This is a genomic window from Limisphaera ngatamarikiensis, from assembly GCF_011044775.1.
Taxonomy (GTDB): domain Bacteria; phylum Verrucomicrobiota; class Verrucomicrobiia; order Limisphaerales; family Limisphaeraceae; genus Limisphaera; species Limisphaera ngatamarikiensis.
The window spans coordinates 30,416-54,957 of sequence record NZ_JAAKYA010000066.1 but is presented as its reverse complement, the minus strand read 5'-3'; the positions used below and the strand labels follow the sequence as shown (position 1 = coordinate 54,957).

General features: G+C 65.9%; 18 protein-coding genes. 12 read left to right on the top strand and 6 right to left on the bottom strand.

All coding sequences use genetic code 11. The features are described 5' to 3' along the window. Positions 1–5: 5 nt before the first annotated feature. Together G4L39_RS09900 and G4L39_RS09895 are read right to left on the bottom strand one after the other, a co-directional pair. Entirely contained in the window at positions 6–1,628 is a 1,623-nt protein-coding gene (locus G4L39_RS09900) for a response regulator (RefSeq protein WP_165107876.1), read from the bottom strand. Further along, positions 1,618–2,988 (bottom strand): HEAT repeat domain-containing protein, encoded by a 1,371-nt coding sequence (locus G4L39_RS09895; protein ID WP_343203330.1) that lies wholly within the window; start codon positions 2,986–2,988, stop codon positions 1,618–1,620. The genes G4L39_RS09900 and G4L39_RS09895 overlap by 11 nt, the downstream gene beginning before the upstream one ends. A 249-nt stretch (positions 2,989–3,237) precedes the next feature. Between G4L39_RS09895 and G4L39_RS09890 the strand changes: the two genes are divergently transcribed. Beyond that, on the top strand, positions 3,238–5,280 hold the full coding sequence (locus G4L39_RS09890) for an ATP-dependent helicase (RefSeq protein WP_165107874.1): 2,043 nt from the start codon (positions 3,238–3,240) through the stop codon (positions 5,278–5,280). Positions 5,281–5,362: 82 nt separating this feature from the next. Here the strand turns inward: G4L39_RS09890 and folE2 are convergent, their stop codons facing one another. Continuing rightward, on the bottom strand, positions 5,363–6,256 hold the full coding sequence (gene folE2 / locus G4L39_RS09885; protein ID WP_165107872.1) for a GTP cyclohydrolase FolE2: 894 nt from the start codon (positions 6,254–6,256) through the stop codon (positions 5,363–5,365). Positions 6,257–6,378: 122 nt separating this feature from the next. Between folE2 and G4L39_RS09880 the strand changes: the two genes are divergently transcribed. Genes G4L39_RS09880 through G4L39_RS09870 form a run of 3 tightly spaced genes read left to right on the top strand, consistent with a single transcriptional unit; the run spans position 6,379 to position 9,627 of the window. After that, positions 6,379–7,452 (top strand): thiamine pyrophosphate-dependent dehydrogenase E1 component subunit alpha, encoded by a 1,074-nt coding sequence (locus G4L39_RS09880; RefSeq protein WP_240893920.1) that lies wholly within the window; start codon positions 6,379–6,381, stop codon positions 7,450–7,452. Further along, a complete protein-coding gene (locus G4L39_RS09875) occupies positions 7,449–8,414 on the top strand; it encodes an alpha-ketoacid dehydrogenase subunit beta (RefSeq protein WP_165107871.1) in 966 nt (321 codons plus the stop codon). The genes G4L39_RS09880 and G4L39_RS09875 overlap by 4 nt, the downstream gene beginning before the upstream one ends. Before the next feature lie 10 nt (positions 8,415–8,424). Continuing rightward, the gene (locus G4L39_RS09870) at positions 8,425–9,627 is read left to right on the top strand and encodes a 2-oxo acid dehydrogenase subunit E2 (protein ID WP_165107869.1); all 1,203 of its coding nucleotides are present in this window, start codon (positions 8,425–8,427) and stop codon (positions 9,625–9,627) included. A 66-nt stretch (positions 9,628–9,693) separates the two neighbouring features. On the opposite strand, the gene G4L39_RS09865 is transcribed toward G4L39_RS09870, so the two are convergent. Further along, positions 9,694–10,104: a DUF3568 family protein gene (locus tag G4L39_RS09865; RefSeq protein ID WP_165107868.1), complete on the bottom strand. Its 411-nt coding sequence runs from the start codon at positions 10,102–10,104 to the stop codon at positions 9,694–9,696. A gap of 884 nt (positions 10,105–10,988) precedes the next feature. Here G4L39_RS09865 and G4L39_RS09860 point away from each other — a divergent pair. Continuing rightward, positions 10,989–11,900 (top strand): DMT family transporter, encoded by a 912-nt coding sequence (locus G4L39_RS09860; protein ID WP_165107866.1) that lies wholly within the window; start codon positions 10,989–10,991, stop codon positions 11,898–11,900. Between the two features lie 144 nt (positions 11,901–12,044). Here the strand turns inward: G4L39_RS09860 and G4L39_RS09855 are convergent, their stop codons facing one another. Then, entirely contained in the window at positions 12,045–12,581 is a 537-nt protein-coding gene (locus G4L39_RS09855; RefSeq protein WP_165107865.1) for a putative molybdenum carrier protein, read from the bottom strand. A 289-nt stretch (positions 12,582–12,870) separates the two neighbouring features. On the opposite strand from G4L39_RS09855, the gene G4L39_RS15810 reads away from it, so the two are divergent. The 4 genes from G4L39_RS15810 (at position 12,871) to mutT (ending at position 16,836) form a co-directional block, all read left to right on the top strand. After that, positions 12,871–13,608 (top strand): type II secretion system protein, encoded by a 738-nt coding sequence (locus G4L39_RS15810; RefSeq protein ID WP_343203329.1) that lies wholly within the window; start codon positions 12,871–12,873, stop codon positions 13,606–13,608. Between the two features lie 659 nt (positions 13,609–14,267). Further along, entirely contained in the window at positions 14,268–15,047 is a 780-nt protein-coding gene (locus G4L39_RS09845; protein ID WP_165107862.1) for a tetratricopeptide repeat protein, read from the top strand. Between the two features lie 32 nt (positions 15,048–15,079). Further along, positions 15,080–16,369 (top strand): UDP-glucose dehydrogenase family protein, encoded by a 1,290-nt coding sequence (locus G4L39_RS09840; protein ID WP_165107861.1) that lies wholly within the window; start codon positions 15,080–15,082, stop codon positions 16,367–16,369. Between the two features lie 29 nt (positions 16,370–16,398). Then, a complete protein-coding gene (gene mutT / locus G4L39_RS09835) occupies positions 16,399–16,836 on the top strand; it encodes an 8-oxo-dGTP diphosphatase MutT (RefSeq protein WP_165107859.1) in 438 nt (145 codons plus the stop codon). A gap of 137 nt (positions 16,837–16,973) precedes the next feature. Here the strand turns inward: mutT and G4L39_RS09830 are convergent, their stop codons facing one another. Next, on the bottom strand, positions 16,974–17,603 hold the full coding sequence (locus G4L39_RS09830) for a hypothetical protein (RefSeq protein WP_165107858.1): 630 nt from the start codon (positions 17,601–17,603) through the stop codon (positions 16,974–16,976). A 247-nt stretch (positions 17,604–17,850) separates the two neighbouring features. On the opposite strand from G4L39_RS09830, the gene fabD reads away from it, so the two are divergent. The 3 genes from fabD (at position 17,851) to G4L39_RS09815 (ending at position 24,262) form a co-directional block, all read left to right on the top strand. Continuing rightward, positions 17,851–18,780 carry an ACP S-malonyltransferase gene (gene fabD, locus G4L39_RS09825; protein ID WP_165107856.1) on the top strand — a complete coding sequence of 310 codons (930 nt, stop codon included), beginning with the start codon at positions 17,851–17,853 and terminating at the stop codon, positions 18,778–18,780. 473 nt (positions 18,781–19,253) lie between these two features. Then, complete coding sequence (locus G4L39_RS09820) at positions 19,254–22,013, top strand: PAS domain-containing protein (protein WP_165107854.1); 2,760 nt, start codon at positions 19,254–19,256, stop codon at positions 22,011–22,013. After that, on the top strand, positions 22,010–24,262 hold the full coding sequence (locus G4L39_RS09815) for an ATP-binding response regulator (protein ID WP_165107852.1): 2,253 nt from the start codon (positions 22,010–22,012) through the stop codon (positions 24,260–24,262). The genes G4L39_RS09820 and G4L39_RS09815 overlap by 4 nt, the downstream gene beginning before the upstream one ends. Positions 24,263–24,542 lie beyond the last annotated feature (280 nt).

The following is a 24,542-nucleotide window of genomic DNA, read 5'->3' as shown; positions in this document are numbered from 1 at the left end:
CGGGGTCATTCGACCGACGGGGCCGTCCGAAAACTCTCCAGCGTGGCCGCCACCGGCGCCGGGTCCACCCGCCCGGCGGTGTGGCTGAACAACATCAACACCGCGCCTGTGTCCCGCCGGGCACAGTCCACCGTGACCCGTTCATACCTCCAGCGCAGGCGCAACGGTCGCATGTGATGCGCCTGCAGGACCTCGTACGTGTCCAGGATGGCCCGCCCGAGGTGATCCAACCAGGCCGTGGAGAAATCCCGGGCGTCAAGGTCGGAGACCACCGTGCGGTCGGGGAACCGGATGACCCGCAAGACCACCCCGGGTTCCCTCGACCGCTGCCGCAACCATTCGGCCCAGGCACCGGGGTTTTCCCGTAAACGAGCGGAGCCGGTGGCCCGGCCGGACGGCACGAGCGATTCGCTCCCGAACACAAAACCTGCCGCAAAACCGGGGCGCAAGAGGATCACACACCGCGCTGACTCCTCAAACACCTCCAAACGGTCAAACCCGCCAAATTCCTCCGCCGGCGCCAGCCGACGCGCCTTTTGGGAGACAAACTCCAGCAGGTTGATCCAGGCCGCATGATCGGGGCACTGCCACTCATACAGCAGCCGGCCCTGGTCATCACAGATCACCACGGCGGAGGCCGGTGGCGGCGGGGCCTCTTCAACGCCCGAAACAGGCCCGGCGGATGGTTCCGGGGTGCCGGTCCCACCGGATACCCCGGCACCCAGGGACGGTGCGTGGGCCGGCCCGGGTGCCTGATCCGGTACGGCCGGCTCGGGCACGGCGCCCACGGCCGGTTGCCCCGGAGCCGCCGGTACCGGCTCCGGACCTGCCACGGAGGAGGTGGGTTGTCCGGCCCTCTCCTCCACGGCTCCCGCCAGCTCGGCCCGCAGCTCATCCTGCACCCGCGCCGCCTCCATGAGCAAAAATTCCCACGAGTTCCGGATGGTCCGCGCCGGTACCTGACCCAACGGGTGGACTACAAACTGCCCGCCCGGCAACGCCAAAATCCGTTGGAATGCGGCCTCGCCGGTGTGTTCCCCGAGCTCGGCATGGACGATCTGGCCCTCCTCGACGTAGATCCGCCCGGTGAGCGCTCCGGCGGTGACCTCCAACACCGAGGAGCTCCGACCGAGACACTCCATCTGCAGGATTTCAGTCAACCCCACCTTGCGGAGCACGCCCCGAAAACCTCGTTCGGGCGGAAAATCCAGCAGCTGCTGGAGTGCCGCGTGGACCGATGCCCAGCCCTCCGGTGTGGAAGGTTTCTCCAGAAACAGCTCGGCCCCCTGAGCCAGGCATGCGGCTCGATAATTCTCCGTGGCGTAACCGGTCAGCACGGCTTTCTGGAGCTGGGGATGACTGCGATTCAACAGCGACAGCACCTGCACGCCGTCAATGGCCTGCATCTCCACATCGAGCACAACCAGGTCCACGGGCCGTTGTTGCAGGATTTGAAACGCCTCGCTGGCGTTTCGGGCCGTGAGGATCTCCCAGGTACCGCCGCTCAGTTCCGACATCAACTCGGTCACCGTGTCCAGGAACGCGGTGTCATCGTCCACAAACAACACCCGCCGGCGTTCGGTGGCCGGGCTGGCGGAACGCGTGGGATTGGCCGGTTCAGTGGGCATGGCAACCCTGCAAAGCCTCCCGGGCGCCGGCGGCGACCCATGGGTTGGGATCGTTCAGGCGGGCCTCAAGCGCGGGAACACTGTCGGTCAGGCCGAGGCGGCCGAGGGCTTGTACGGCCGCCAGCCGAATGGCCGGGTCCTCGTCGCCGCTCAACATCTCCAGCGCGCGGGCGGCGGCCTGTTGCCGCCGGGCCTGCTGCATGGGCGACCCCTGCCGGGCCAGCTCCGCCGGTGTCAGACCGGTAACCTGCCGGATGAGACTGGCCGCAGCCAACTGGACGCCGGGGTCGCGATGTTCCAGCGCGGATTGGATCGTGGGCAGAAGGCTCTGGACCCGCGGCGACCGCTGCCAACCCGGGTCAATCCGATGCAGGGCCCGGGCAGCAGCCTGACGCACGCCTGCGTGCGGGTCCAACAAGGTCAGCACCAGTTTCTCCACCACGCTTTCGTCGCCCACCACGCCGAGGGTTTCTGCGGCCTGTTCGCGCACCTCCTGTTCCTTGTCCTCCAGCCGGGCCGCCACGGATGCAAACGCCCGCCGATCCCCCAACCGTCCCAACGCCTCCAGGGCTGCCACCCGCACCTCCCATTGCGAATCCTCCAGGGCTGCAATCAGGGGCTCCACCGCAGCGCTGTCCCGCAGTTGCCCCAGCGCCGCCGCCGCAGCAGCCCGAACCTGGGGCATGGGATCCTTGAGCAGGCGGATCAGGGCCGGCACCGCCGCAACATGAGCGCGCAATCCGAGCCCCTCGGCCGCCGCAGTGCGCACCGCGGCGTCCGGATCGCGCAGGGCTTCCATCAACAGCGTACCCGCCTCGGGATCCCCGGACCCTGCCAGGGCCCGGACCACCGAAAGCCGTTCGGCATATTCTCCTTCCCGCAGGCGCCGTCCCAGCAGTGGCAGCGCCACCGATCCCAGCCGGGCCGCCCGATCAAATTCGCCCCGGGCCACCGCCCAGGCAGCCTCCTCCGCCGGACCGCCCGGCTTCCACCCCAACGCCTCCAATGCCTGGGCCGCGCGAAACTGAACGCGAGGGCGCCCATGCCCCAGCACCCGGGCCAGCGCGGCCACGGCCGCCGGGCCGCCGATCCGCCGCAGGGCCAGGACCGCTGTTTCCTGCACCTGTTCGTCCGGGTCGTGAAGGCCGTTGATAAGAATCGTCACGGCTACTTCCGAGCCTGCCTGGCCCAAGGCGCTCATGGCCGCACGGCGCACCGAAGGGTCCATGTCCCGGGCCGCCCGGGCCAGCAACCGCAAAGCCGGGGGGTCGTTGCGACCGGCAAGGCGCTCCACCGCCCGTTGCCGGGCTGTCACCGATCGCATCCCGAGACATCGTTCCAACCACCAGTCCTGCAGCACAATGCCAACCTGCAAGAGGATTGGCAGTTTGTCCAATGGAGAGGCCACCTCGACCTGTCCCGTGCCCTCCGATGCTGCTGGCCACACCCCTGGAACATGGCCCGCCTCCAGTGGGCCCGACCCCGCCCCATCCAAATCGGGGGTCACCTGCGGATGAACTCGACCTGCAGCACCGGCCACGGCTCAACACGGCGGCCGGGCGGCGTTTTGCCTTGGCCCGCGACCGGCGCCGGACCATCAATGAATCGGATGGCGCAAGAGTACGTACTTCGGCCCTTTGCGACCTCGACGCGGCTGCGGATTGATTACGAGCGCGAGCTGAATCCCCAGCAACGCGAAGCGGTCATGTCGCCGCCCGGTCCGGCCCTGGTGATCGCCGGAGCCGGCAGCGGCAAAACCCGTACGCTGACCTATCGCGTGGCCTTCCTCCTGGAGCAGGGTGTGCCACCGGACCGAATCCTGCTCCTGACCTTCACCAACAAAGCCGCGCGCGAGATGTTGCAGCGGGTTGAAACCCTGTTGGGCCGGCTGCCGGGATCGCTCTGGGGCGGGACCTTCCACGCCATCGGCCACCGAATCCTGCGCCTGCACGCCGAGCGCCTAGGGTACCCGGCCAATTTCGGCATCCTGGACCGCGAAGATGCCCGTCATTTGCTTAACACCTGTCTCCGGGACAAGGTGCCGGAGGCCCGGCGCAAACACTTTCCCAGGGCCGAGGTGCTGGCGGAGATCTTTTCGCTGGCGGCCAACCTGCGGCTGTCGTTGGCCGAAGTGGTGGGCCGGTACTTTGACTACTTCGAGCCGTTGTTGAACACCATCACCGAGGTTCACCGGTTGTACGAAGAACGGAAACGGGCCGCACAGGTCATGGATTTCGACGACCTGCTGGTGCGGTGGCTGGAGCTGCTGGAGCAGCACCCGGACGCACGGGAGTACTGGCAGCGCCGGTTCCTCTTCCTGCTGGTGGACGAGTATCAGGACACCAACGTGGTCCAGAGCGCCGTGGTGGACCTGCTGGCGGCGCGGCACCACAATTTGATGGTGGTGGGCGACGACGCCCAGAGCATCTACGGCTGGCGGGGCGCGGATGCCCGAAACATCCTGGAATTCCCCAACCGCTACCCCGAAGCGCGGGTGTTCAAGATCGAGACCAACTACCGCAGCACGCCGGAAATCCTCCAGGTGGCCAATGCCGTCATTCGGGCCAATCGGCACCAGTTCCCCAAGGTCCTGGTGGCGGTGCGACCGGCCGGCCCCCGCCCGGCCGTCGTCGCGTGTCTGGACGACTCCCAACAGGCCGCCTTTGTCGCGCAGCGGGTGATGGAGTTGCGCGAGGCCGGCACTTCACTGGATCGCATCGCCGTGCTGTACCGGGCGCATCACCACGCGCTGGAACTCCAGATGGAACTGACCCGCCGCCAGATCCCGTTCACCATCACCAGCGGGCTCCGGTTTCTTGAGCAGGCACACATGAAGGACGTTACGGCGCACCTGCGGCTGGTGGTGAACCCGCTGGACAGCGTGGCGTTCCAACGGGTGGTGCAGATGCTGCCCGGCATCGGGGAGCGGGGCGCGGCCCGGCTTTGGGAAAGTTTCCGGACCCAATGGCTGGCAAGGCAGACGGGGTTGCAGGCCGGCGCCGTGCCCGCGGCCGGGGCTTCCGTGTCCGCCTGCCTGCGTGCCTGCCAGAGGGAGGTGGGCCGGAAGGCCGCAGCAGCATGGGAAGAACTCGCCCGGCTGGTGACGAAATTGGAGGACCCGGAGCTGCGCCGGCGACCGGGCCAGATGATCCGCACCGTCCTGCAGGAAGGGTACGAGGAGTACCTGAAGCTGAACTACCCCAACTACCGGTCCCGCCGCGAGGATTTGGAACAGTTGGCCCTGTACGCCGACGGATTTGACGACGTGTACGATTTTCTCGCCCAGACGGCCCTGCTCACCAACGTGGAGGCCGAGGATGAGCAGCCCGGGGGATGGAAACCGGACCGGCTGCGCCTCTCAACGGTTCATCAGGCCAAGGGACTCGAATTCGACGTGGTGTTCGTAATCATGCTGTGCGAAGGGATGTTCCCCTCGGCACGCGCACTGGAAGAGGAGGAAGGCGAGGAGGAGGAACGCCGACTCTTCTACGTGGCCGTGACCCGGGCACGGAATGAATTGTACCTGACCTACCCGCTGCTGCATCGGGCACGTTCAGCCGACGCGGCCCCCGTGCAAACGCCGTCCCGGTTCTTGCGAGAAATCCCGGCGGAGCTGGTTGAAACCTGGGAACTGCGCCCGCCGGTTTGGTGAACGGGCCCGGGCATCCAGCACGGACTTCACGGGCCCGGTTTGACCCCGGGAACCATCGGCCGGCCCCGGAGCCGGTCCGCACTCAACGGTTCCGGCGTTTTCCAGACGTGGCGGGCGCGGACTCGCGTCGCCGTTCCAGGCAGGCGTACGCGTTGTGGTTGTGGATGCTTTCGTGGTTTTCGGCCTCCACACGGTACCAGGTGATGTCGGGGTGCTCGTTCAGGCGCAGGGCCACGTTCCTCACCAGGTCCTCCACAAACACCGGATTGTCGTAGGCCTTCTCGGTGACGAACTTCTCGTCGCGCCGTTTCAACAACGCGTACAAATCACAGCTGGCCGAACTCTCGATGATGGCGATCAGATCCTCGATCCACACCGGTTTGCGGAACCGCACGGCCACGGTGACGGTCCCGCGCTGGTTGTGGGCGCCCCGACTGCTGATGGCCTTCGAACACGGACACAACGTGGTCACATTGGCCTTCACCGTCAGCACGAAGTCGATCTCCGATCCGCACGCCGCGGCGTCGAACCGCGCGGTGTAATCCATCAGGCTGGGCAGACGCGACACCGGCGCAACCTTGGTCATGAAGTACGGAAATTCCATCTCGAGGTGCGAGGTCGCGGCGTGGAACTTTTTCTGCATCGCAAACAGAATGTCCGGGATGTTCTCCACGTGGACCACATTGCCGTGCGCGTTCAAAACCTCCAGAAACCGGCTCATGTGCGTGCCCTTGAACTCCTTCGGCAGGTCCACAAACATCCCGATGGTGGCCACGGTATGCTGCCGCGCGTGCGCCTTGTCCCGCACCTCAATCGGGAAACGCAGCCCCCGCACACCCACCTTCTCGATGCGAAGTTCGCGATGGTCCCGCTCGTTTTGCTTGTCGTACAACTCCGCCGGATCCTGCCCACCGGCCCGGGACGGGGCCGCAGGGGTGAATTCCGTGGACCGTTCTGTCCTGGCTCTGACCGACATGGGCCAAAAGTATAGCGGCCCGGCGGGAATGCCAAATCAGGTGGCACCCGCGGACAGGTGACCCGGCGCAGGACACCACAGAAGCATTGCCGAAACCCGGTGCCGACCATTAGCATGGTGTCATGCTACAGGAAACGTGCAGCGCGCAGGCCGCGCTGGCGGACACCTCGCTCCAGGGGCTTTGCCGACGGGCGTATCGGTTCATGTTGCTGGCCCGCATCGCCGAGGACAAGCTGGCCAGCCTGTACCGAGCGGGAAAAATCCACGGGGGCGTCTTTCTGGGTCGCGGCCAGGAGGCCCTGAGCGTGGCCGGCGCCCTGGCGTTGCGGGAAGGGGACGTTTACGCACCCCTGATCCGCGACGCCGCCGGGCGGCTGGCCTTTGGGGAGCCGTTGGTGGACCTGTTCCGCACCTATCTGGGCTCCCGGCTCGGCCCCATGCGCGGCCGCGACGGCAACGTGCACCGGGGGTACCCGAGGCGGGGTTACCTGCCCATGATCAGTCATCTGGGCGCGATGATCTCGGTGGTGAACGGCGCCCTGTTTGCCAAGCGGTATCGGGGCGAGACCGGTCGCGTGGGCCTGGCCTGCCTTGGAGAAGGGGGCACCTCCACCGGGGCCTTCCATGAAGCCGTAAACCAGGCAGCGGTGGAACGGCTGCCGTTGGTGCTGGTCATCGCAAACAACCAGTACGCCTACTCCACCCCCACCAGCCGCCAGTTCGCCTGCAAGGATCTGGCGGATCGCGCCCCCGGCTACGGCATTGAGGCACATCGCGTGGACGGCACGGACCTGATTGCCTGCCTCGAATGTCTGCAGCGGGCCGTGGCGCGCGCCCGCGAGGGGGGCGGCCCCCAAATGGTGGTGGCCCAGTTGCTGCGGCTGGCCGGTCACGGCGAGCACGACGACGCCACCTACATGGACCCGCGCCTGCGGGAAATGCCGTTCGGACGCGATTGTCTTCCCGTGGCAGAACAGCAGTTATTGGAACGCGGTTTCGCCACGGCCGCTGAACTGGACGCCTGGCGGCTGGAAGCCCAGCAACAGGTGGAAGCCACGGTGGCACAGGTGCAACAGGAGCCCGCGCCGGATCCGCGCCTGGAAGACTGGCGCGCCCTGGCCACCGCGCACCTGGTCGAGGCACCTCACGGGTGGGAGTCCCTGCCCCTCCATTCACGGGATGCATTGCCGGCATGAGCATCACCTACCTCGAAGCCATTCGCGAAGCCCAGGCCCGGGCCCTGGCCGAGGACCCGCGGGTGTTCATTTACGGCCAGGACGTGGGCGCCTTCGGCGGGGCGTTCAAGGCCACCAAGAACCTTGCCCGACAGTTCCCCGGCCGCGTCATTGACGCGCCCATCAGCGAGGACGCCATCGTGGGCTTTGCCGTGGGGGCCGCCATCGAAGGACTGCGTCCCATCGTGGAAATGCAGTTTGCCGACTTCTCCAGCGTGGGCTTCAACCAGATCGTCAACCAGGCCGCCACTCTCTATTGGCGAACAGGGGTGCCCTGCCCCATCGTGATCCGGTTGCCCAGCGGAGGCACATCCGGCAGCGGCCCGTTCCACAGCCAGACGCTGGAGGCCATCTACGCCCATTTCCCCGGGTTGATTGTGGTCACACCGGCCACGGTGGAGGACGCCTACAGCCTGCTGCTGGAGTCCGTGGCCGTGGATGACCCGGTGATTTTTTGCGAGCACAAGTTTCTCTACTACCACCTGAAGGCGGAGCGCCTGCCCACCGAAGCCCTGCCCCTGGGCAAGGCACGGATCGCGCGCGAGGGACGTGACCTCACCGTGGTGGCCTACAGCGCCATGGTCCACGAAGCCCTCGCGGCCGCGGAGGAACTGCGCGAAGAAGGTTGGGAACTTGAAGTCGTGGATTTGCGTTCGGTCAAGCCCCTGGACACGGACACCGTGATGGCGTCGGTGGCCCGGACCGGTCGCCTGCTGTGTGTGGGCGAGTCGTGGCCCTGGGGCGGAGTTACCGCCGAGGTCATTGCCCGGGTCACCAGCGAGGGCTTGTCCCTGCTGGATGCACCGCCGCAACGTCTCAACGCCAAGGACACACCCATTCCCTATCATCCGAACCTGTGGGCTGCGCATCGCCCCACGGCCCGAACCATAGCCCACGCAGCACGACAACTCCTGCAACTCTGATCTGCCGACCATGCCGGAGATCCCCATCATCATGCCCCAGTTGGGCGAGTCCATCGCCGAAGCCATGATCGTCAATTTCCTGGTCCGCGAGGGCGACCGCGTCGAAGCCGACCAGGACATCATCGAGGTGGAAACCAACAAGGCGGCCATGAACGTGACCTCGCCCTGCCGGGGCGTAATCCGGCGGTTCACGGTCAAGGTGGGCGACAGCTACCCCGTGGGGGCCGTGTTGGGTTACATCGAGGCAACCGCGGAGGACGCCGCCCGCGCCGGTCTTCAACCCGCCCCCGACGCGCCCGCTGCCCAGGCCGACCCGGCCCCGGTCACGGCCCTACCGGCCACACCCACGGCCACCGACCGGGTCCAGCCCACCGTGCGCGGCCTGCCCGTGCCCGCCAACGCCACCGGCGCCGGCTACATGTCCCCGCGCCTCAAAGCCCGCATGGCCGAACTGGGCCTCCACGCAGCCGACCTGGCCGGCGTGGCGGGCAGTGGTGCCGGCGGGCGCGTCACCATCCAGGATTTCGAACGGTTCCTGGCCGGTCTGGAGCAACATCGCATCACCCCGGCCTCGCCCATGCGCGTCAGCGTGGCCGACGCCATGCGCCGGAGCTGGACGCGTCCCCTGGCCACCGTGGGCCTTCCGTTCCGGCTCGATCCCATCCTGGCGCATCGCAAGCGCAGCGGCGTCAAGGCCAGTCCCACCCTCTACGCCATCCGCGCGCTGGCCCTGGCCCTGGCCGAAAACAGTGCCCCGGCCGGACGACTCATCGGTAACCGGATTGTCCATCCCAGGGCCATTGACATCGGCTGGGCCGTGGAAGTCGAGGACGGTGTCCTGGTCCCCGTCCTGCGGAATGTGGACCAACGCCGGCTGGAAGAGTTGGTGCCGCACTACGAACACCTCCTGGAGTTGGCCCGGCAACGGCGCCTGCCCGCAGAAGCCTCCGGTGGGAGCATTGCCACGGTCACCAACTTTGGCACCTTCGGCCTTACCTGGGCCACCCCCATTCCACTTCCGGAACAAACGCTCGTTCTCGGTGTGGGGGCCAGTCGGCGCGTGCCCCACTGGAGCCACAGCAAACAGCAATTCATCCCCGTCTGGGAGGCCAACCTCACCCTCAGCTTCGATCACCGCGTCCTGGACGGCGGTGCCGCGGGCCGGCTTCTCACCCGGGTGGCCGAGTTTCTCTCCCGCCCCGATCAGTTGTAAACCGCACGGTGCCCGGCGCTGCATCCTCGCAGGACGCAACGCTCCACCAGACACGGCGCCGCCTCGTCACAGCCGGTGCTGAATCTGCTCCAGAATCTGCCGCGAAGCTCCCTCGTCACCCCACGTGCCCACCCGGATCCGAACCTCGGTGGCGGTCCCGCTAACTTTCCGCAATTGCACCGTCACCTTCCGATCGCCAGCCGCACGCGCGGTAATCCGACCCGACAGCCCGTCCTTTTCCTGTGCTGTCACCGGCATCCCCAGATCTCCCAACGCGCGGACTGTCGCCGTCCAGGCTCGGTCAAACGGTGCATCCAACGTGGATTGCAACTCCCCCCGGACATATGCCACCGTGCCGGCCCCGGCTGCCGCCGCCCCGCCCACCAACAAGGCCACACAACCACTCGATGCCAACGCCACCAACAACAGCGCACCGGTCACGGCCGCCCAACGATTTGCCTCACGCACCGTTCTCATGCCGCAACACTCAACGTCACAACTCGTTGTTGTCAATGATGCATCCCGTCCCCGCTAACAGCGGGCGCTTCTTCACCCCGCTCGCCTCCTTGTTCCCACAAGTGCTGTCGCCCGAACCCAAACAGTGCCGCAACGACGGAAAAACCGAAGGGCCCTTGCCCGATGCAGATCGGGAAGCCAGTGCCATGGTGCCGGTGCGGAAGCGGTCCACTGCACCAGGGCCTTCCCCGACAAACCCGAGTCATCACCCGTGCCACAATGCCCTGCTCCCCACTCCCAATGGGCCGCATCTGCAGCCCGGCAACCGGGCATGTCGGTTGCATCAGATCCGCCCGGCACCACCGCCCCGACCCTCCACGCGCCGTGGCACGGGTTGACCGCCGGCCAGCGATTGTCAAACCGCCATGGTTAATGCATCTCAGGTCCCTGAAACAACACGACGCGAATGCCCGAGGCCGGTCGCACATGGCTTGAATTCCGTACCCATGCGCAGTGTCGTCACCACCAACCGGGTCCCCTCGCCGGGCAGGGTTCGTTTCCCAGGCGTCGACGCTCCATGAGCCGCAATGGGTCCATCGGCCGTCGCTCGGCGGCGAGGGACAGCGCCGGGCCCGGTGGGTTGCGCCGGCGAAGAACAAAAAGCCTTGTTCGGGGCTTCTGTCCGCTGTGTTCTGTGCGTTTGGTCTTCCGTCCATTCTCCCCGCGCCGTGAGGCTCTTTCCGGCGTGCCGATCCTGCTTCGTTTGGGGCGACACGGAGCCGGCACAGCGCGCGCGCTGAGAATCACGCGACGACCGCACCGCCGATCCTGCCCTTCCCCATGAACGTGTCCCGGGCCGGAACCGCCGTTGAACCACGGCCCAAGCTCAGCCAGACTCCTGCCGCATGTGGGCGGCCTGTCTAACCACATTCCTCTGGGCCTGCTCGGCCGTGTTTGCCGTGCGGTCAGCCCGGCTTCTGGGCGGCACCGAGGCCAACTTCTGGCGTCTGACCCTTGCCCTGGGCCTGCTGGGACTTTGGGCTGTCACAGCCGGACACGGCCTCTGCAACGGGGCATGGACCTGGTTTGCGTGGAGCGGATTGGTCGGCATTGGATTGGGTGACACCGCCATGTTTCAGGCACTGCCGCGCCTCGGCTCCCGACTCACCATCCTGTTGATCGCATGTTTGACTCCGCCCATGGCGGCCTTGATGGAATGGCATTTTCTTGGGACCCACCTCGGCCCGGCGGCGCTCGGGTTCGGGGTCTGGACCTTGTTGGGCGTGGGCATGGCCCTGGTGCCCAAAAAGGGAACCGAGACGCATCCCCAGGCCGTCCCGGGGGTGCTATGGGCCCTGACTTCGGCGTTCCTGGGGGCCGTGGGCGCGGTACTGAACCGCGTGGCGTTTACAAGGTCTGCGGCGCTCGACATGGTTCCCGATGGCGGAACGGCGGCATTCCTGCGGGTCCTGGGGGGGTACGGTGTGGTGGTGGCCGCATGGCGCCTGGCCGTGGCAGGCCGCACTCGAAACCCAGCCGGCGGAGTGGATTCGGTGTCCGAGGTCCGGCGCCTACGCCGGCAAGCCATTCCCTGGGTCCTGGGAAACGCAATCTTTGGACTGGTGCTCGGTGTCAGTTCCTACCAATGGGCACTGTCCCAGCTGCCGGCCGGCGTGGTGCTCGCCATCACCAGCCTGACCCCCCTGACCATCATTCCGCTGGCATGGTGGATGGAAGGCGACCGGCCCACCATCAGGGCCGTTGCGGGCGCTCTGGTGGCGGTCTCCGGCGTGGTGGGACTGGTGCTGACATGGTAGAGCATATCGAGGGTGCGGTACCGAATCCGCCCCTGAACGCCATTGGGAGCTCCGACTCCCTGCAGACGAAAGGTCGCCTCCGGCCCCGCGAGCGACCATGCGCCCCATCAAATCCGGGCGGAGCCCACCGCCGGGGTCGCTGGCTCAAACCCTTCCCGGACGCGTGTCCGACCCCTCGTCCGGGGACTGCCGCCGCCCCACCAACGCCATCTCCAGCACAGCAGCGGCGTACTCGGCCACTTCCGGCTCCACACTCGACCGCGGGCCGGCCACGTTCAGAACGCGAATGCCGTGTTCGGTCAGAAAATGCCGCAGCTGCCGGGCGGCCTCCGGCACGGGATGAGATGCGCGCGCAAGGTGCAGGCAGGGTTTGCCCCATCGCCCGGCCATCCACAGGGTATACGCCGAGCCCCCCGTCAGCCGGGGCGCGATACTGAAGATCACTGTTCCATCGGAATCCCGCACGTTCCATTCCGTGCGTTGTTCGGGTTCAGCAGCGGGCGTTTCCCGGAGGCGATACCGGTCGGGGATCGCGCCGTCCTCGGCCCAACGGCCACGCGGACACCAACCCCCGTGAGGAATGCCAAGGCGGATGGCGACGTCCAGGGCCGCGCGGTCCACCCCGGTCTGTCCGCCGGAAATGATTTGTTCGAGACGGAGTTCTCGACGGAGCTCGTTCATGGCGGGTTCAATCGTCGAATTGGCCGGGTCTGGAATTTCGGCTTTTGGTTCATGACAGTGACGAGCTGCTGATCCTGACGCCCCGGCTGGAGGCCGGCCAGTTCCGGTTCTCCGGGGCTGGCCCGGCCCACGGATGCAAAATTTTCAATCCAGCGTGCAACATTGAAGGGTGTGAGGCAACTTCTCGACGGTCTAATCTTCCAACAGAAAGCCCAGCTCGGTCGGCATAAAGGGCCGGCCCGGCGGGCAGAAACGAACGCCAGAGCCAGTCAGCCATATGAAGTATAACGTGCGAGCAGACAGGCGTCCGGACCGCGTCATCGCGTTTACCCTGATCGAGCTGTTGGTCGTCATTGCCATCATCGCAATCCTTGCCGGCATGTTGTTGCCCGCACTGTCCGAGGCCAAGGAAAAGGCCGTGCGCGCACGGTGCATGAGCAACATCCGGCAGTTCGGCATGGCCGTTATGATGTACGCCAACGAAAACCGCGATTACATTCCCGCCCATGTCCGCAACGGGTTCTGGTTGTGGGACATGCCCTGGGACACCGCCAACGCCATCACCAACTACGGCGCCACGCGATCGGTGTTTTACTGCCCCAGCGTCCGGGCCTCGGTCAAGGAGTACGACGTGGAGGTCAACTGGTGGGAAATCAGCCCGGGCAACCGGCGGATTGTCGGATACGGTTGGTTGGGCGCCCGCCTCGATTCCAGCGGGCGTCCGGATCCCCAGATGGCCAGCCGCATGTATCCGGGCAAAGAGTTCCATCTTCGCACCACCGGCAACACCAACCCCGCCATGGCCGAGTTGATCGTGGACGCGCTTCTTTCGCGCGGGCCGAACGACTTCGTGGGCGTCCCCAGCGGCTTGACCAGGGACGGATTGCACAAAAACCCGCACCGCAAGGGGAACTTTCCCGGCGGCGGCAACGCCTTCTTCCTGGACGGCCACGGCGCGTGGCGCCCCTTCAAGTTGATCCGGGAACGCTACAACCCGCAGGACCGCGACGTGCGCTGGTGGTTCTGACGCCGGGCCGGCAGGCAACGGTTTCTTCGAACGCCGTCGTAACCGCGCCCTTCCGCTGGCACGCGGACCTCGAGCAGGTCTTGCCCATGACGGTTCCGCCAGTTCCCGGGCCCGAAGCATAAGCGCGGCTTGCCTTGCTGGCGTGTGGTCTGGAGGCTGGCCGGGGACGGAAAAAAACAAACCCAGCCCTGTTTACACCCCTGCCTCCGCCCGGGCAAAGGGGCGTGGAATTCGTGCAACCAGCTGCACCGGCATTCTCGACAGCTCCGGCACCCCAACACCAACCATTCGCCCGAAGGGTCGGGGAAGTGACGTTCACCGCGCAATCCACTACCGGCATGGATTGCCCGTTTGACCGGGAGGTCTCCTCCTCGCACCCCAAAGGCGTCGCTCCGGCACAGGCCCGGCCGCGCCCGTGTCTTGTGAGGCTACCAGGGACCTCTGCCCCGGGGAGGTCCCGAAAAGACGCTGACCGCCACGCCAGGCTTGATGGGAGCCCCTTCGACGGTTGCCGGATGCCCGGGGCTCAACTCAGAGCCTGATCCTTTCAAGACAACGCCGCCCCGATGCCGGGCCCGCGAATGGCCCGCCCACCTGCGGTGCCGGCCGATTTCAGGCTTGCCATCGAAGCGGCCCGTGCGGAGATTGCGCGCTTAATTATGGCAACACAGCAGGTGACCGAACCGGCATGGTGGATCCAAGCCTACGCCTGGGTGGAGACCTATAAGCGGCAACTCCTCTACGGGCTGGCGGGTCTCGCAGTGTTGGGCCTGGCCGTGTCCTACTACATTTGGTCGCGTGGCCAACGGGAACTCGAGGCCGCCCGGGCCCTCTCCGAAGCGGCCGCCCCGGCCCTGACGGGGCAAACCGAGGCGGTTCGTTCCGCCGCGCTGTTGGAAGTGGCGCAACGCTTTGCCGGCACCAGGGCTTCCGGTCAGGCCCTTTTGCTGGCGGCAAACGCCCTGTTGCAGGAGGGCGATGCCGCAAACGCACAGCGGCGGTTCGAACAGTTCCTGCGCGATTACCGCAACAGCCCGCTGCTGAACCAGGCCGTGTTCGGCCTTGCTACGGCCCTGGAGGTGCAGAGCAAAACCAACGAGGCGATGGAACGATACGAATCGCTGGCCGAGCGACGACTGGATTCGGATCCCACGGTGTTTCTGGCACGGCTGCGCCTGGGCCGGCTTTGTGAGGCACGGGGAGAATTGGAGCGGGCACGCCGGTATTACGAAGAGGTGGCCCGCGCCACCCCCATGACCATCCTCGGAGGTGAGGCCCGGCTCGCCCTGCAAACTTTGTTGGACGCCCACCCGGAGCTGACGACCCGTGAAACGCGGACCGGTGCGGCCCCGGACGTCCCCGGAGCCAACCCGACTGTGACGCTGCCGGCGTCCCTGCCCGGCACACCGGCCCCGGCCACCAACCGCGCCACACCGTAAACGAAGGCATTCCCCGGAATTCGCAGGATGCCATGAAACTCTGCATCATCGGCACGGGTTATGTGGGATTGACCACCGGTGCCTGTTTCGCCGAGGTCGGTCACGACGTAACCTGCGTGGACAACGACGAGGCCAAGGTGGCCCTGCTGCAGGCCGGCGGCATGCCCATCTACGAACCCGGCCTGGAAGAACTGGTTCACAAAAACGTGGCTGCCGGCCGGCTTCGGTTCACCACCAGCATCGCCGAGGGCGTGGAACGCTCGCTGGTGGTGTTCATCGCAGTGCCGACGCCGCCCCTGCCGGACGGTTCCGTGGATTTGAGTTACATCGAAAAGGTCGCCCGCGAGATCGCAGGGTGCATGACCAGCTACAAGGTGGTGGTCGACAAAAGCACCGTGCCGGTCCGCACCGGTGAGAAGGTGGCCGAAACCATCCGGCGGTACTGCCGGGCCCGCGTGGATTTCGACGTGGTCAGCAACCCCGAATTCCTGCGCGAGGGCTACGCCGTGGAGGATCTGATGCACCCGGACCGGATCGTCATCGGGGTGCAATCGCCGCGGCCGGTGCCGGTAATGCGCGAAATTTACGAACCGTTTCGAGCCCCGATCATCGTGACGGACCTGAACTCGGCCGAGTTGATCAAACACGCGTCCAACTCGTTCCTCGCGCTGAAAATCTCCTACATCAACGCCATCTCCATCCTGTGCGAGGCCACGGGGGCCAACGTCCAGGAGGTGGCCCTGGGAATGGGCATGGACCACCGCATTGGACGGGAGTTTCTCCAGGCCGGCATCGGTTTCGGCGGCAGTTGTTTCCCCAAGGACCTCAGCGCCTTCATCAAGATCGCCGAGCAGCTCGGGTACGATTTCCGACTGCTCAAGGAGGTCCAGCGCATCAATGCCGAGCAGATGGACCGGTTCGTGAAAAAAATTACCGACACGCTCTGGGTGCTGAAGGACAAAACCATCGGCGTCCTTGGTCTGGCGTTCAAGCAAAACACCGATGACGTGCGCATGTCGCCCGCCATCGAGCTTTGCCGCCGCCTGCTCAAGGAAGGGGCCCGACTGCGGGTGCACGATCCCAAGGCCATGCCAAAAGCCAGAGCCGTCCTCCCCGAGGCCACCTACATCGAGGACATGAACGACGTCGCCGAAGGTTGCGATGCCCTGGTCATCGCCACCGAGTGGGAAATCTTCAAGAAGCTGGACCTGGAGCGGGCCCGACGGGTCATGACCCATCCCATCATGTTCGACGGGCGCAACCTTTTCGATCCCCGCGAGATGGAACGGCTGGGCTGGATCTACAAAAGTGTCGGCCGGTAACCGCCGCGCCCCACGCCCGCCCCCACGGCATGGTCGCTGCCCATCACCTCTCAAGCCCGGGACACGTCGAGGTCGCCGCCGGGTTGGTCTTCCACCAGGGCCGCCTCCTCATCACCCGCCGCCCGGCCGGGACACACCTCGGCGGGCTCTGGGAGTTTCCCGGAGGCAAACGTGAACCCCACGAAACCTTCGAAGCCTGCCTGCAACGGGAGCTGAGGGAGGAACTGGGGATTGAGGTGGAGGTGGGCCCGCTGTGGTGCACGGTGCAACACGAGTACCCTGAGGTGCGGGTGCAAATCCATTTTTACCTCTGTCGGTGGCGGGCGGGCGAACCCAGAGCCCTCGGTTGTGCCGCGTGGAAATGGGTGGACCGCCGTACACTCCGCCGACATCGGTTTCCGGCGGCCGACGCACAACTGCTCGAACAACTGGTTCAGACACGCAAAGTCTGGGAGTCGGCCGGTTGACACCAGCGCCGGCCCCGCCCTCCGCGCCCATGCGGCAGCCCAACGCCGCCCGGCGATCTTAAACCCGCTGCGGTACGGCTTCATCCGCGGCGGAACCGACGCCCCCGGCCGCCGGCCCCATTGGACAAAGGGTGACCTCACTCTTCCTCCGGCGCCAAAATCACGTCCTCCGGACGCACATCGAGGCATTCGTCCTGATCCTCCCAAATGACCGCGGGATAAAACTCCAGGAGGCGGGGGGCCAGTTCGCTGCCAGCCCGCACCAACAAGCGTTCGGCCTCCTCCGCAGCCTGGTCCAACGCCCGATCGTAATTGCCCACCGCTTTGCGCTGGCGATCATCCCAATGCGCCACCGCATGTACGGGCGCATACTGGGCCGCCCAAAGTTCCAGGTCGGGCCGGATATCCTCCGGCAGCTCTTCAAAAGGCACCATCGTGTCATTGCAATGCTGGCAGAGCAGCCCCGCGTCCCGCACGTCGCGGGTCAGCAAGGGCAGCATGGGCGCACGGCAACACGGCGATTCCAAATAGGCCGAGGGGGGAGTCGCCAGGCGCTTCAACCACACCCCGCGCCGATGGGCTTCCTGGGCGGCCAGCCGGTAGGCGGCCACCAGCGGATGCGACATTCGCCACGCCCTGCCCTGCAGTTGCCCGAGCGTCTGCGCCAGCCACCGAGCCAGCGTGAGATCGTCAAATTCACGGAAAACCTCGCCGTACTCCTCCCACAACAAATCCAGCGGAGACCGTTCACTGCTCTCGTTTGCCATCGGGCACAAGTTGCGGCGGAAGGCCGGAGTTGTCGAGCCGTCACGCCACCGTCAAGGCGGCCGTTCACGGCAGCTGAACGTCGGTTCGCGACTCGGCTGCAACGGCATCCGTCTGGCCTCCGGCCGCCCCATCTCCCGGGTACCGGGCGAGAGGCACTCCTGAAACACGGACGCAGGGCCCGCCCCCGCACGAACCCAAATTGCAGGCTTTCCCCAGGGGCCGTTTTCCGATTCAGTAAACTGCGCCATGGACAAAAAAACCGCCTTGCTGTTCGCAGGTCAGGGTGCCCAATACGTCGGCATGGGCCGGGATCTGGCCGAATCAGACCCCGCAGCCCGGGGGTGGTTCGACCGCGCCCGGCAGATCCTCGGTTACGATCTGGCCCGAATCTGTTTTGAAGGACCGGACGAAGTGTTGACCCGGACCGAGCATGCTCAGCCCGGCATTTTCCTGGTCAGTTGGGTGGCCTGGCAGCTTCTGCAAGCCCGCTGCCCGGACCTGCAGTTCCACGCAACCGCCGGGTTGTCCCTCGGCGAGTTCACCGCCCTAACCGCCGCCGGTGCCCTCGATTTTGAGGATGGACTGCGGCTCGTGCGCCTGCGCGGCCAAAAAATGCAGGAGGCGTGCGAGGCCGGTGACGGCGCCATGGCTGCTGTCATCGGACTGGACGAAGCCACCACCAAAACCGTCTGCGACGAAACCGGCGTGGTCATGGCCAACCTGAATTGCCCGGGGCAGATCGTGATCTCCGGCCCTCGTGCCGCCCTGGAGAAAGCGGTGGAACTGGCCAGGACACGCGGCGCAAAACGAGCCGTACTGCTCAACGTGGCCGGTGCCTATCATTCGCCCATGATGGCCCCGGCTCAGCCGGCCCTGCGCGATGCCCTGAGCACAGTGACCATCCGACCCCCGCGAGTGCCCGTAATCTCCAACGTGACAGCCCGGCCCCATAACGGCCCGGACTCCATCCGATCGCGCCTGGTCGAGCAGGTCACCGCACCCGTGCTATGGGAAGCCAGCATGCGCCACCTCCTGGCCGAAGGATTCACCCGCTTCATTGAACTGGGCCCCGGTACCGTGCTCTCCGGCTTCCTCAAGCGCATCCAAAAGGACACCGAGATCTACAACGTGGGAGACCTGACCTCGCTTGAGGCCACCGCACGTGCACTGGCCTGACCCGGGCAAGGGCGGCAACCTGCACCTTCGCCCGTCGGGGTCCTGCAAAACCACCGCTGCCATATCCCGGCCGGGACCCTCCTACGCCCGCCAAGTTTCCGGGATCGTGCACTCCGCCATCCACTCTCCCCTTCCGGCAGGGGACCTGACCGGAAAGGTGGCTTCATTTTGCCTCTAAAGTCCTTGCCATTTCCGCCGATAGGCTTGCTGACAGTCACATTGTGATGGCTGGCGTGGACCCGCTGAGCCGGCCAGGCGTCGGCTCGTGGACTCCGCTCGCCACCGGGCATCCATGAGCGGCGGGGCTCAACCCGTCGAACGGGACCCGCCGGCCGAAGAGCAACGACAATCAGCCGCCGCAGGATCGGATCACCGGCCCTCCAAAGGTCCGGGGGACACGGGGTCGGCAGGGCGCACGACCCAACCCTGAACGACCCAAGCAGGCCGGGCCCGAACCCGGGGGCTTGCATGCCATGGACCTCAAACAAACAGCCCGCGATGAAGCCCGGGAACCCGTGGTTCAACCGGGAAGGTTCTGGTGGATTGCAGGGAGCCTTACCGCGGCAGCCGGTTTCCTCCTGGCCCTGGCCCACACCCCCGTGATGGGTTCCAGGGCCATGGCCTCGGCGCCGTCCCTGATGGCAGGCGGACCAACGGGAGGCGACCAGCCGGGAGGCCGTACCATGGCGCAGGTGTCCATCCCGGCCGGCTGGACCGTCCAACAATCAGCCGCAGTCATCAGCTTCTTGTCCGCGATTGCCGCCGGCATGGGCGTCTGGGGCCTTTGGCTCCGTCGTCAGGTGGCACTGCGCACCCGGGCACTGCAGGAACGATTGGAACGCGAGGCTGCACTGGAACGTTCCTTCCGGGAGCTCATCGAACAGGCCCACGATTTCATATTCACCGTGGACGGCTCGGGCCGGTTCCGATCCGGCAACCCCTCGTTCCAACGGGCCGTGGGGGTGGAGTCGGCAACATGGACCGACATCGCTTTGGAAGACGTGCTCTCCCCTCCCTGCTGCGAGACCATCCGCCGGTTACTCGAAGACGAAACGGCGTCCGATGCGCCCCTGCGCATTGAAACACGGCTCCGCGGACCTTCCGGACGCGAACTGCAGGTGGAACTGTCGTTGCGCCGGACGCAGGCCGTGGACGGCAGCCCCGTGGTCCAGTGCATCGGCCGGGACATCACAGCGCGCAAACAGATGGAAGAGGAGCTTTTCCGCTCCCGGCAGATGCTGCGGATGATCCTGGACGCCGCACCCAACCGGATCTTCTGGAAGGACAGAAACTCTGTCTACCTGGGTTGCAACCGCGCCTTTGCGGAGGATTGCGGCCTGCCCGATCCGGACGCCATCGTGGGGAAAACCGATTACGACCTGCCGTGGCACACCGACGCGGAGCGGTATCGGGCCGACGATCAGGAGGTGATGAGTACCGGTCAGGCCAAAATCAACTACGAGGAACCGCAAACCCGGCCCGACGGTTCCATCGCCTGGTTGCGCACCAGCAAGGTCCCCATCCGGGACGCCCGCGGCGAAATCATCGGTGTGCTGGGCACCTACGAGGACATCACAGCGGTACGCCAGGCCCAGGAGGCCCTAGCCCACGCCAGCAATCTCTTCCAAACCATGATGGAGCATTGCCCGGACATGATCTACTTCAAGGACCGGCAGTCCCGGTTCGTCCATTACAGCCGCGCCTTCGTGGAGCGTTACGGGCTGACCGATCCCAACGCACTGATCGGAAAGACCGACTTCGACATCTTCACCGAGGAACACGCCCGGCCGGCGTACGAGGATGAACAGGAGATCATGCGCACCGGACGTCCCATCGTGGGCAAACTCGAGAAGGAAACCCACGCCGACGGACGCGTCACCTGGGCGCTCACCACCAAGGTGCCCTGGCGCAACGCCCAGGGGGAAATCATCGGCACCTTCGGCATCTCCAAGGACATCACCGAACTCAAACAGGCCGAGGACCAGCTGCGATACGAACGGGAACTGTTCCAAACGTTGTTGGACAACATCCCGGACGCCATCTACTTCAAAGACCGGCAATCGCGCTTCGTCCGATTCAGTCGGGCCCTTCTGGACAAGCTCCCCCAAGTGGGTCAGGCGCAGGACCTGGTGGGCAAAACCGATTTCGACATCTTCACCGAGGAACACGCCCGCCCCGCCTTCGAGGACGAACAGCGCATCATCGCCACGGGAGAACCCGTCATCGGCAAGGTCGAAAAAGAAACCCACAAGGACGGCCGCGTCACCTGGTGCCTCACCACCAAAATGCCCTGGCGCAACGCCCGGGGCGAAATTATCGGCACCTTCGGCATCTCCAAGGACATCACCGAGCTCAAAAAGGCCGAAGCCGAGCTCGAACAGGTGCATCGGCGCCTCGTGGACGCTTCGCGCCTGGCCGGCATGGCCGAGGTGGCCAGTGACGTCCTGCACAACGTCGGCAACGTGCTCAACAGCATCAACGTCTCCTGCTCCATGCTGCTGGACCGCGTCCGCCAAAACCGCTTCGCCAACCTGGCCCGCGTGCCGCAACTGTTGCGGGAACATATCGGCCACCTCGACCATTTCCTGACCGAAGACCCCCGCGGCAAACATCTCCCCGGCTATCTCGAGGCGGTCAGCCAGGCCCTGACCGAGCAGCAGGAGTTCCTCCTGGCCGAGTTGGGCCAGGTTCGCGACCACGTCGAACACATCAAGCAAATCGTGGCCATGCAGCAAAACTACGCCCGACTGGCCGGCATCGAGGAACAAATCGATCCCACCCAGCTCATGGAGGATGCCCTGCGCATCAACGCAGCCGCCCTGACCCGCCACACCGTCAACCTGGTCCGGGAATTCGAACCGGCACCGCCCATCCTCGTGGACCGACACAAGGTCCTCCAAATCCTCGTCAACCTGATCCGCAACGCCAAGTACGCGGTCAGCGACTCGGGCAGGCCCGACAAGCGCATCATCGCGCGCATCCGGCGCGAGGGTGAGGCATGGCTTGTGCTCGAAATCGAGGACAACGGCGTCGGCATCCCCGCCGAAAACCTCACCAAGATCTTCACCCACGGGTTCACCACCCGCCCCAACGGCCATGGCTTCGGCCTCCACAGCAGCGCCCTGGCCGCCAAGGCCCTCGGCGGCACGCTCACCGCTCACAGCGACGGACCGGGCCGCGGCGCCCGCTTCACCCTCCGCATCCCGTATAAATCCTCAACGGCCACCTCATGACCACGCCGAGCTCCAGCCCCGCACCCCGTATCCTGGTCGTGGATGACAACCCCGCCATCCACGCCGATTTTCGCAAAATCCTCTGCGGCGGGTCCGCCGCCGGGGCCACCGCAGAGCTGGATGCCGCCGAAGCCGCACTGTTCGGTGAACCCGAACAAACCACCCTCAAGACGACCTTCCGCGTGGATTCCGCCCACCAGGGCCAGGAAGCCCTCGAAATGGTCCGGCGCGCCGTGGCAGAGGGTGACCCCTACCAGCTCGCCTTCGTCGACGTCCGCATGCCGCCAGGCTGGGACGGCGTCGAAACCCTCGAGAGGCTCTGGCAGGTCGCCCCCGACCTGCAGGCCGTCATCTGCACCGCACACTCCGACTACGCCTGGGACGACTTCGTCCGGCGCCTGGGCCAAACCGACAGCCTCCTCATCCTCAAAAAACCCTTCGAAACCATCGAAGTCCTCCAGCTCGCCCATGCCCTGACCCGAAAATGGGAACTGGCCCGGCAGGCCCGGCTCTGCATCGCCGACCTCGACCGCCTCGTCCAACAACGCACGGCCGAACTGGTGGCCGCCAACGCCGAGCTCCAAAAGGAAATCGCCCAACGCCTCAAAACCGAGGTCGCACTCCGCGAAAGCCAGGCACGCTTCAGCCGCGCCTTCGAATTCAGCCCCGTCCCGCTCGCCCTCCTCCGTGTCAACCCCCTCCGGTGCCTCGACGCCAACCCGGCTTTCGTCGAGCTCAGCGGCTGGACACGCGCCGACCTCCTGGCCGCAGAACCTTTCCCGCTCCAATGGTTGAGCCAGGACCAATCCCCGGCCACGCCGATCGTGCTCGACCTCCAAAAGCCCCTGCGCCAGCACAACTGCAGACTGCGGCGCCCCGACGGTCAGGAACGCCACGTCCTCCTGAGCACCCAACCCTTCGTCCTGGACCAGGAAACCTGCCTGTTGGTGGCCGCCGAGGACATCACAACCCAGATCCGCCTGGAAGAGCAACTGCGGCAAACCCAGAAACTCGAGGCCGTCGGCCAGCTCACCGCCGGCATCGCCCACGAGTTCAATAACATCCTCACCGTCATCATCGGGAATGTTTCACTCCTGCAAAGCGGCGACGTGAACCCCGGCCTTCAAAATGCCCTGCTCGAACGCACGATCGAATACGCCCAACGCGCCGCCAGGTTGACCCAACAGCTGCTCGCCTTCAGCCGGCGCCAGTGGCTCCAACCCAGGCCCACCGACCTGGCCCAAACCCTGCAGCGGCTGGTACCCGCCCTGGCCGGTCAGCTCGGCGACCGCCATGCCGTCCGCTTCCAATCACCGGCCACCCTGCCGCCCATCCTGGCCGACCCCAACGGCATCGAGCAGGTCCTGCTCCAACTGCTCCTGAACGCCAGGGATGCCGCCCCCGACGGCGATACCATCGAAATCACCACAGGACACGTCCAATTGGACGAGACCGCCGCCGCAAAAAACCCCGAAGCCCGACCCGGTTCCTTCGTCTGGTTCGAAGTCACCGACCACGGTTGTGGCATCAGCCCCGACGTGCTGCCGCGCATCTTCGATCCTTTCTTCACCACCAAGGGCCTGGGCCGCGCCACCGGGCTCGGCCTCTCCACCGCCCACGGCATCGTCAAACAACACGAGGGCTGGATCGAGGTCCGCACAGAGCCGGGCCGGGGCAGCTCTTTCCGTGTGTACCTCCCCGTGGCCACCACCAGCATCAACGAACCCACCGTCGCACCCGCCGCCACGGTCGCAGCCCCCACCACAGTAAGCCAAACCGCGCCCGCACCGATCACACCGCCCCAGGGACAAGGCCCGCTCATCCTTTTCGTGGAAGACGAGTTGCCGGTGCGGGACCTCACCGCCGAACTGCTCAAGCGCCGCGGATTCCGCGTACTCAAAGCCCGCGACGCCGACGAAGCCATGCAGGTCTGGGAAAGTTGCGGCGCCGTCCCCGACATCCTCCTCACCGACGTGATCATGCCCGGCACCATGAACGGCCACGACCTGGCCCTCACCCTCCAGTGCCTCAACCCCGACCTCAAGGTCATCTACACCAGCGGCTACAGCCCCGACGTCGTCCGCGATGCCCTGGAAAAGCAGCCCAATACGCTGTTCCTGCCCAAACCCTATCACCCCCGCGCATTGTTCGATGCCATTGAGCGTTGCCTGCGCGGTGAAACCGGGCCGGCCTGCCAGACCCGACAAGACCTCGCGGAAACAACCCCGCAAACCCGGGCCTGTGCCTGACCCGCCCCAAACCGGCACAACGCCATCCCGCACCATTCCAAAGGCTTGGCAAAGGGGCCGCCCCCGTTAAACCCCCTCACACGGCGGACAAGCCCCGTTGCACCCGCCAAAAACCGCCGCAACCAACGGCTCCGGACGACCGGCCTTGTTTCGTTGGTCACGGCGGATTACAAAGATTCGCGCACATGCCCGCTGCAACCGCAGCGGACAAAGGACCGAACAGCAACCCGCATCTTCCGGGCCGGCTCCGACAAAACCGCGCCGACCCGCCCATACACGA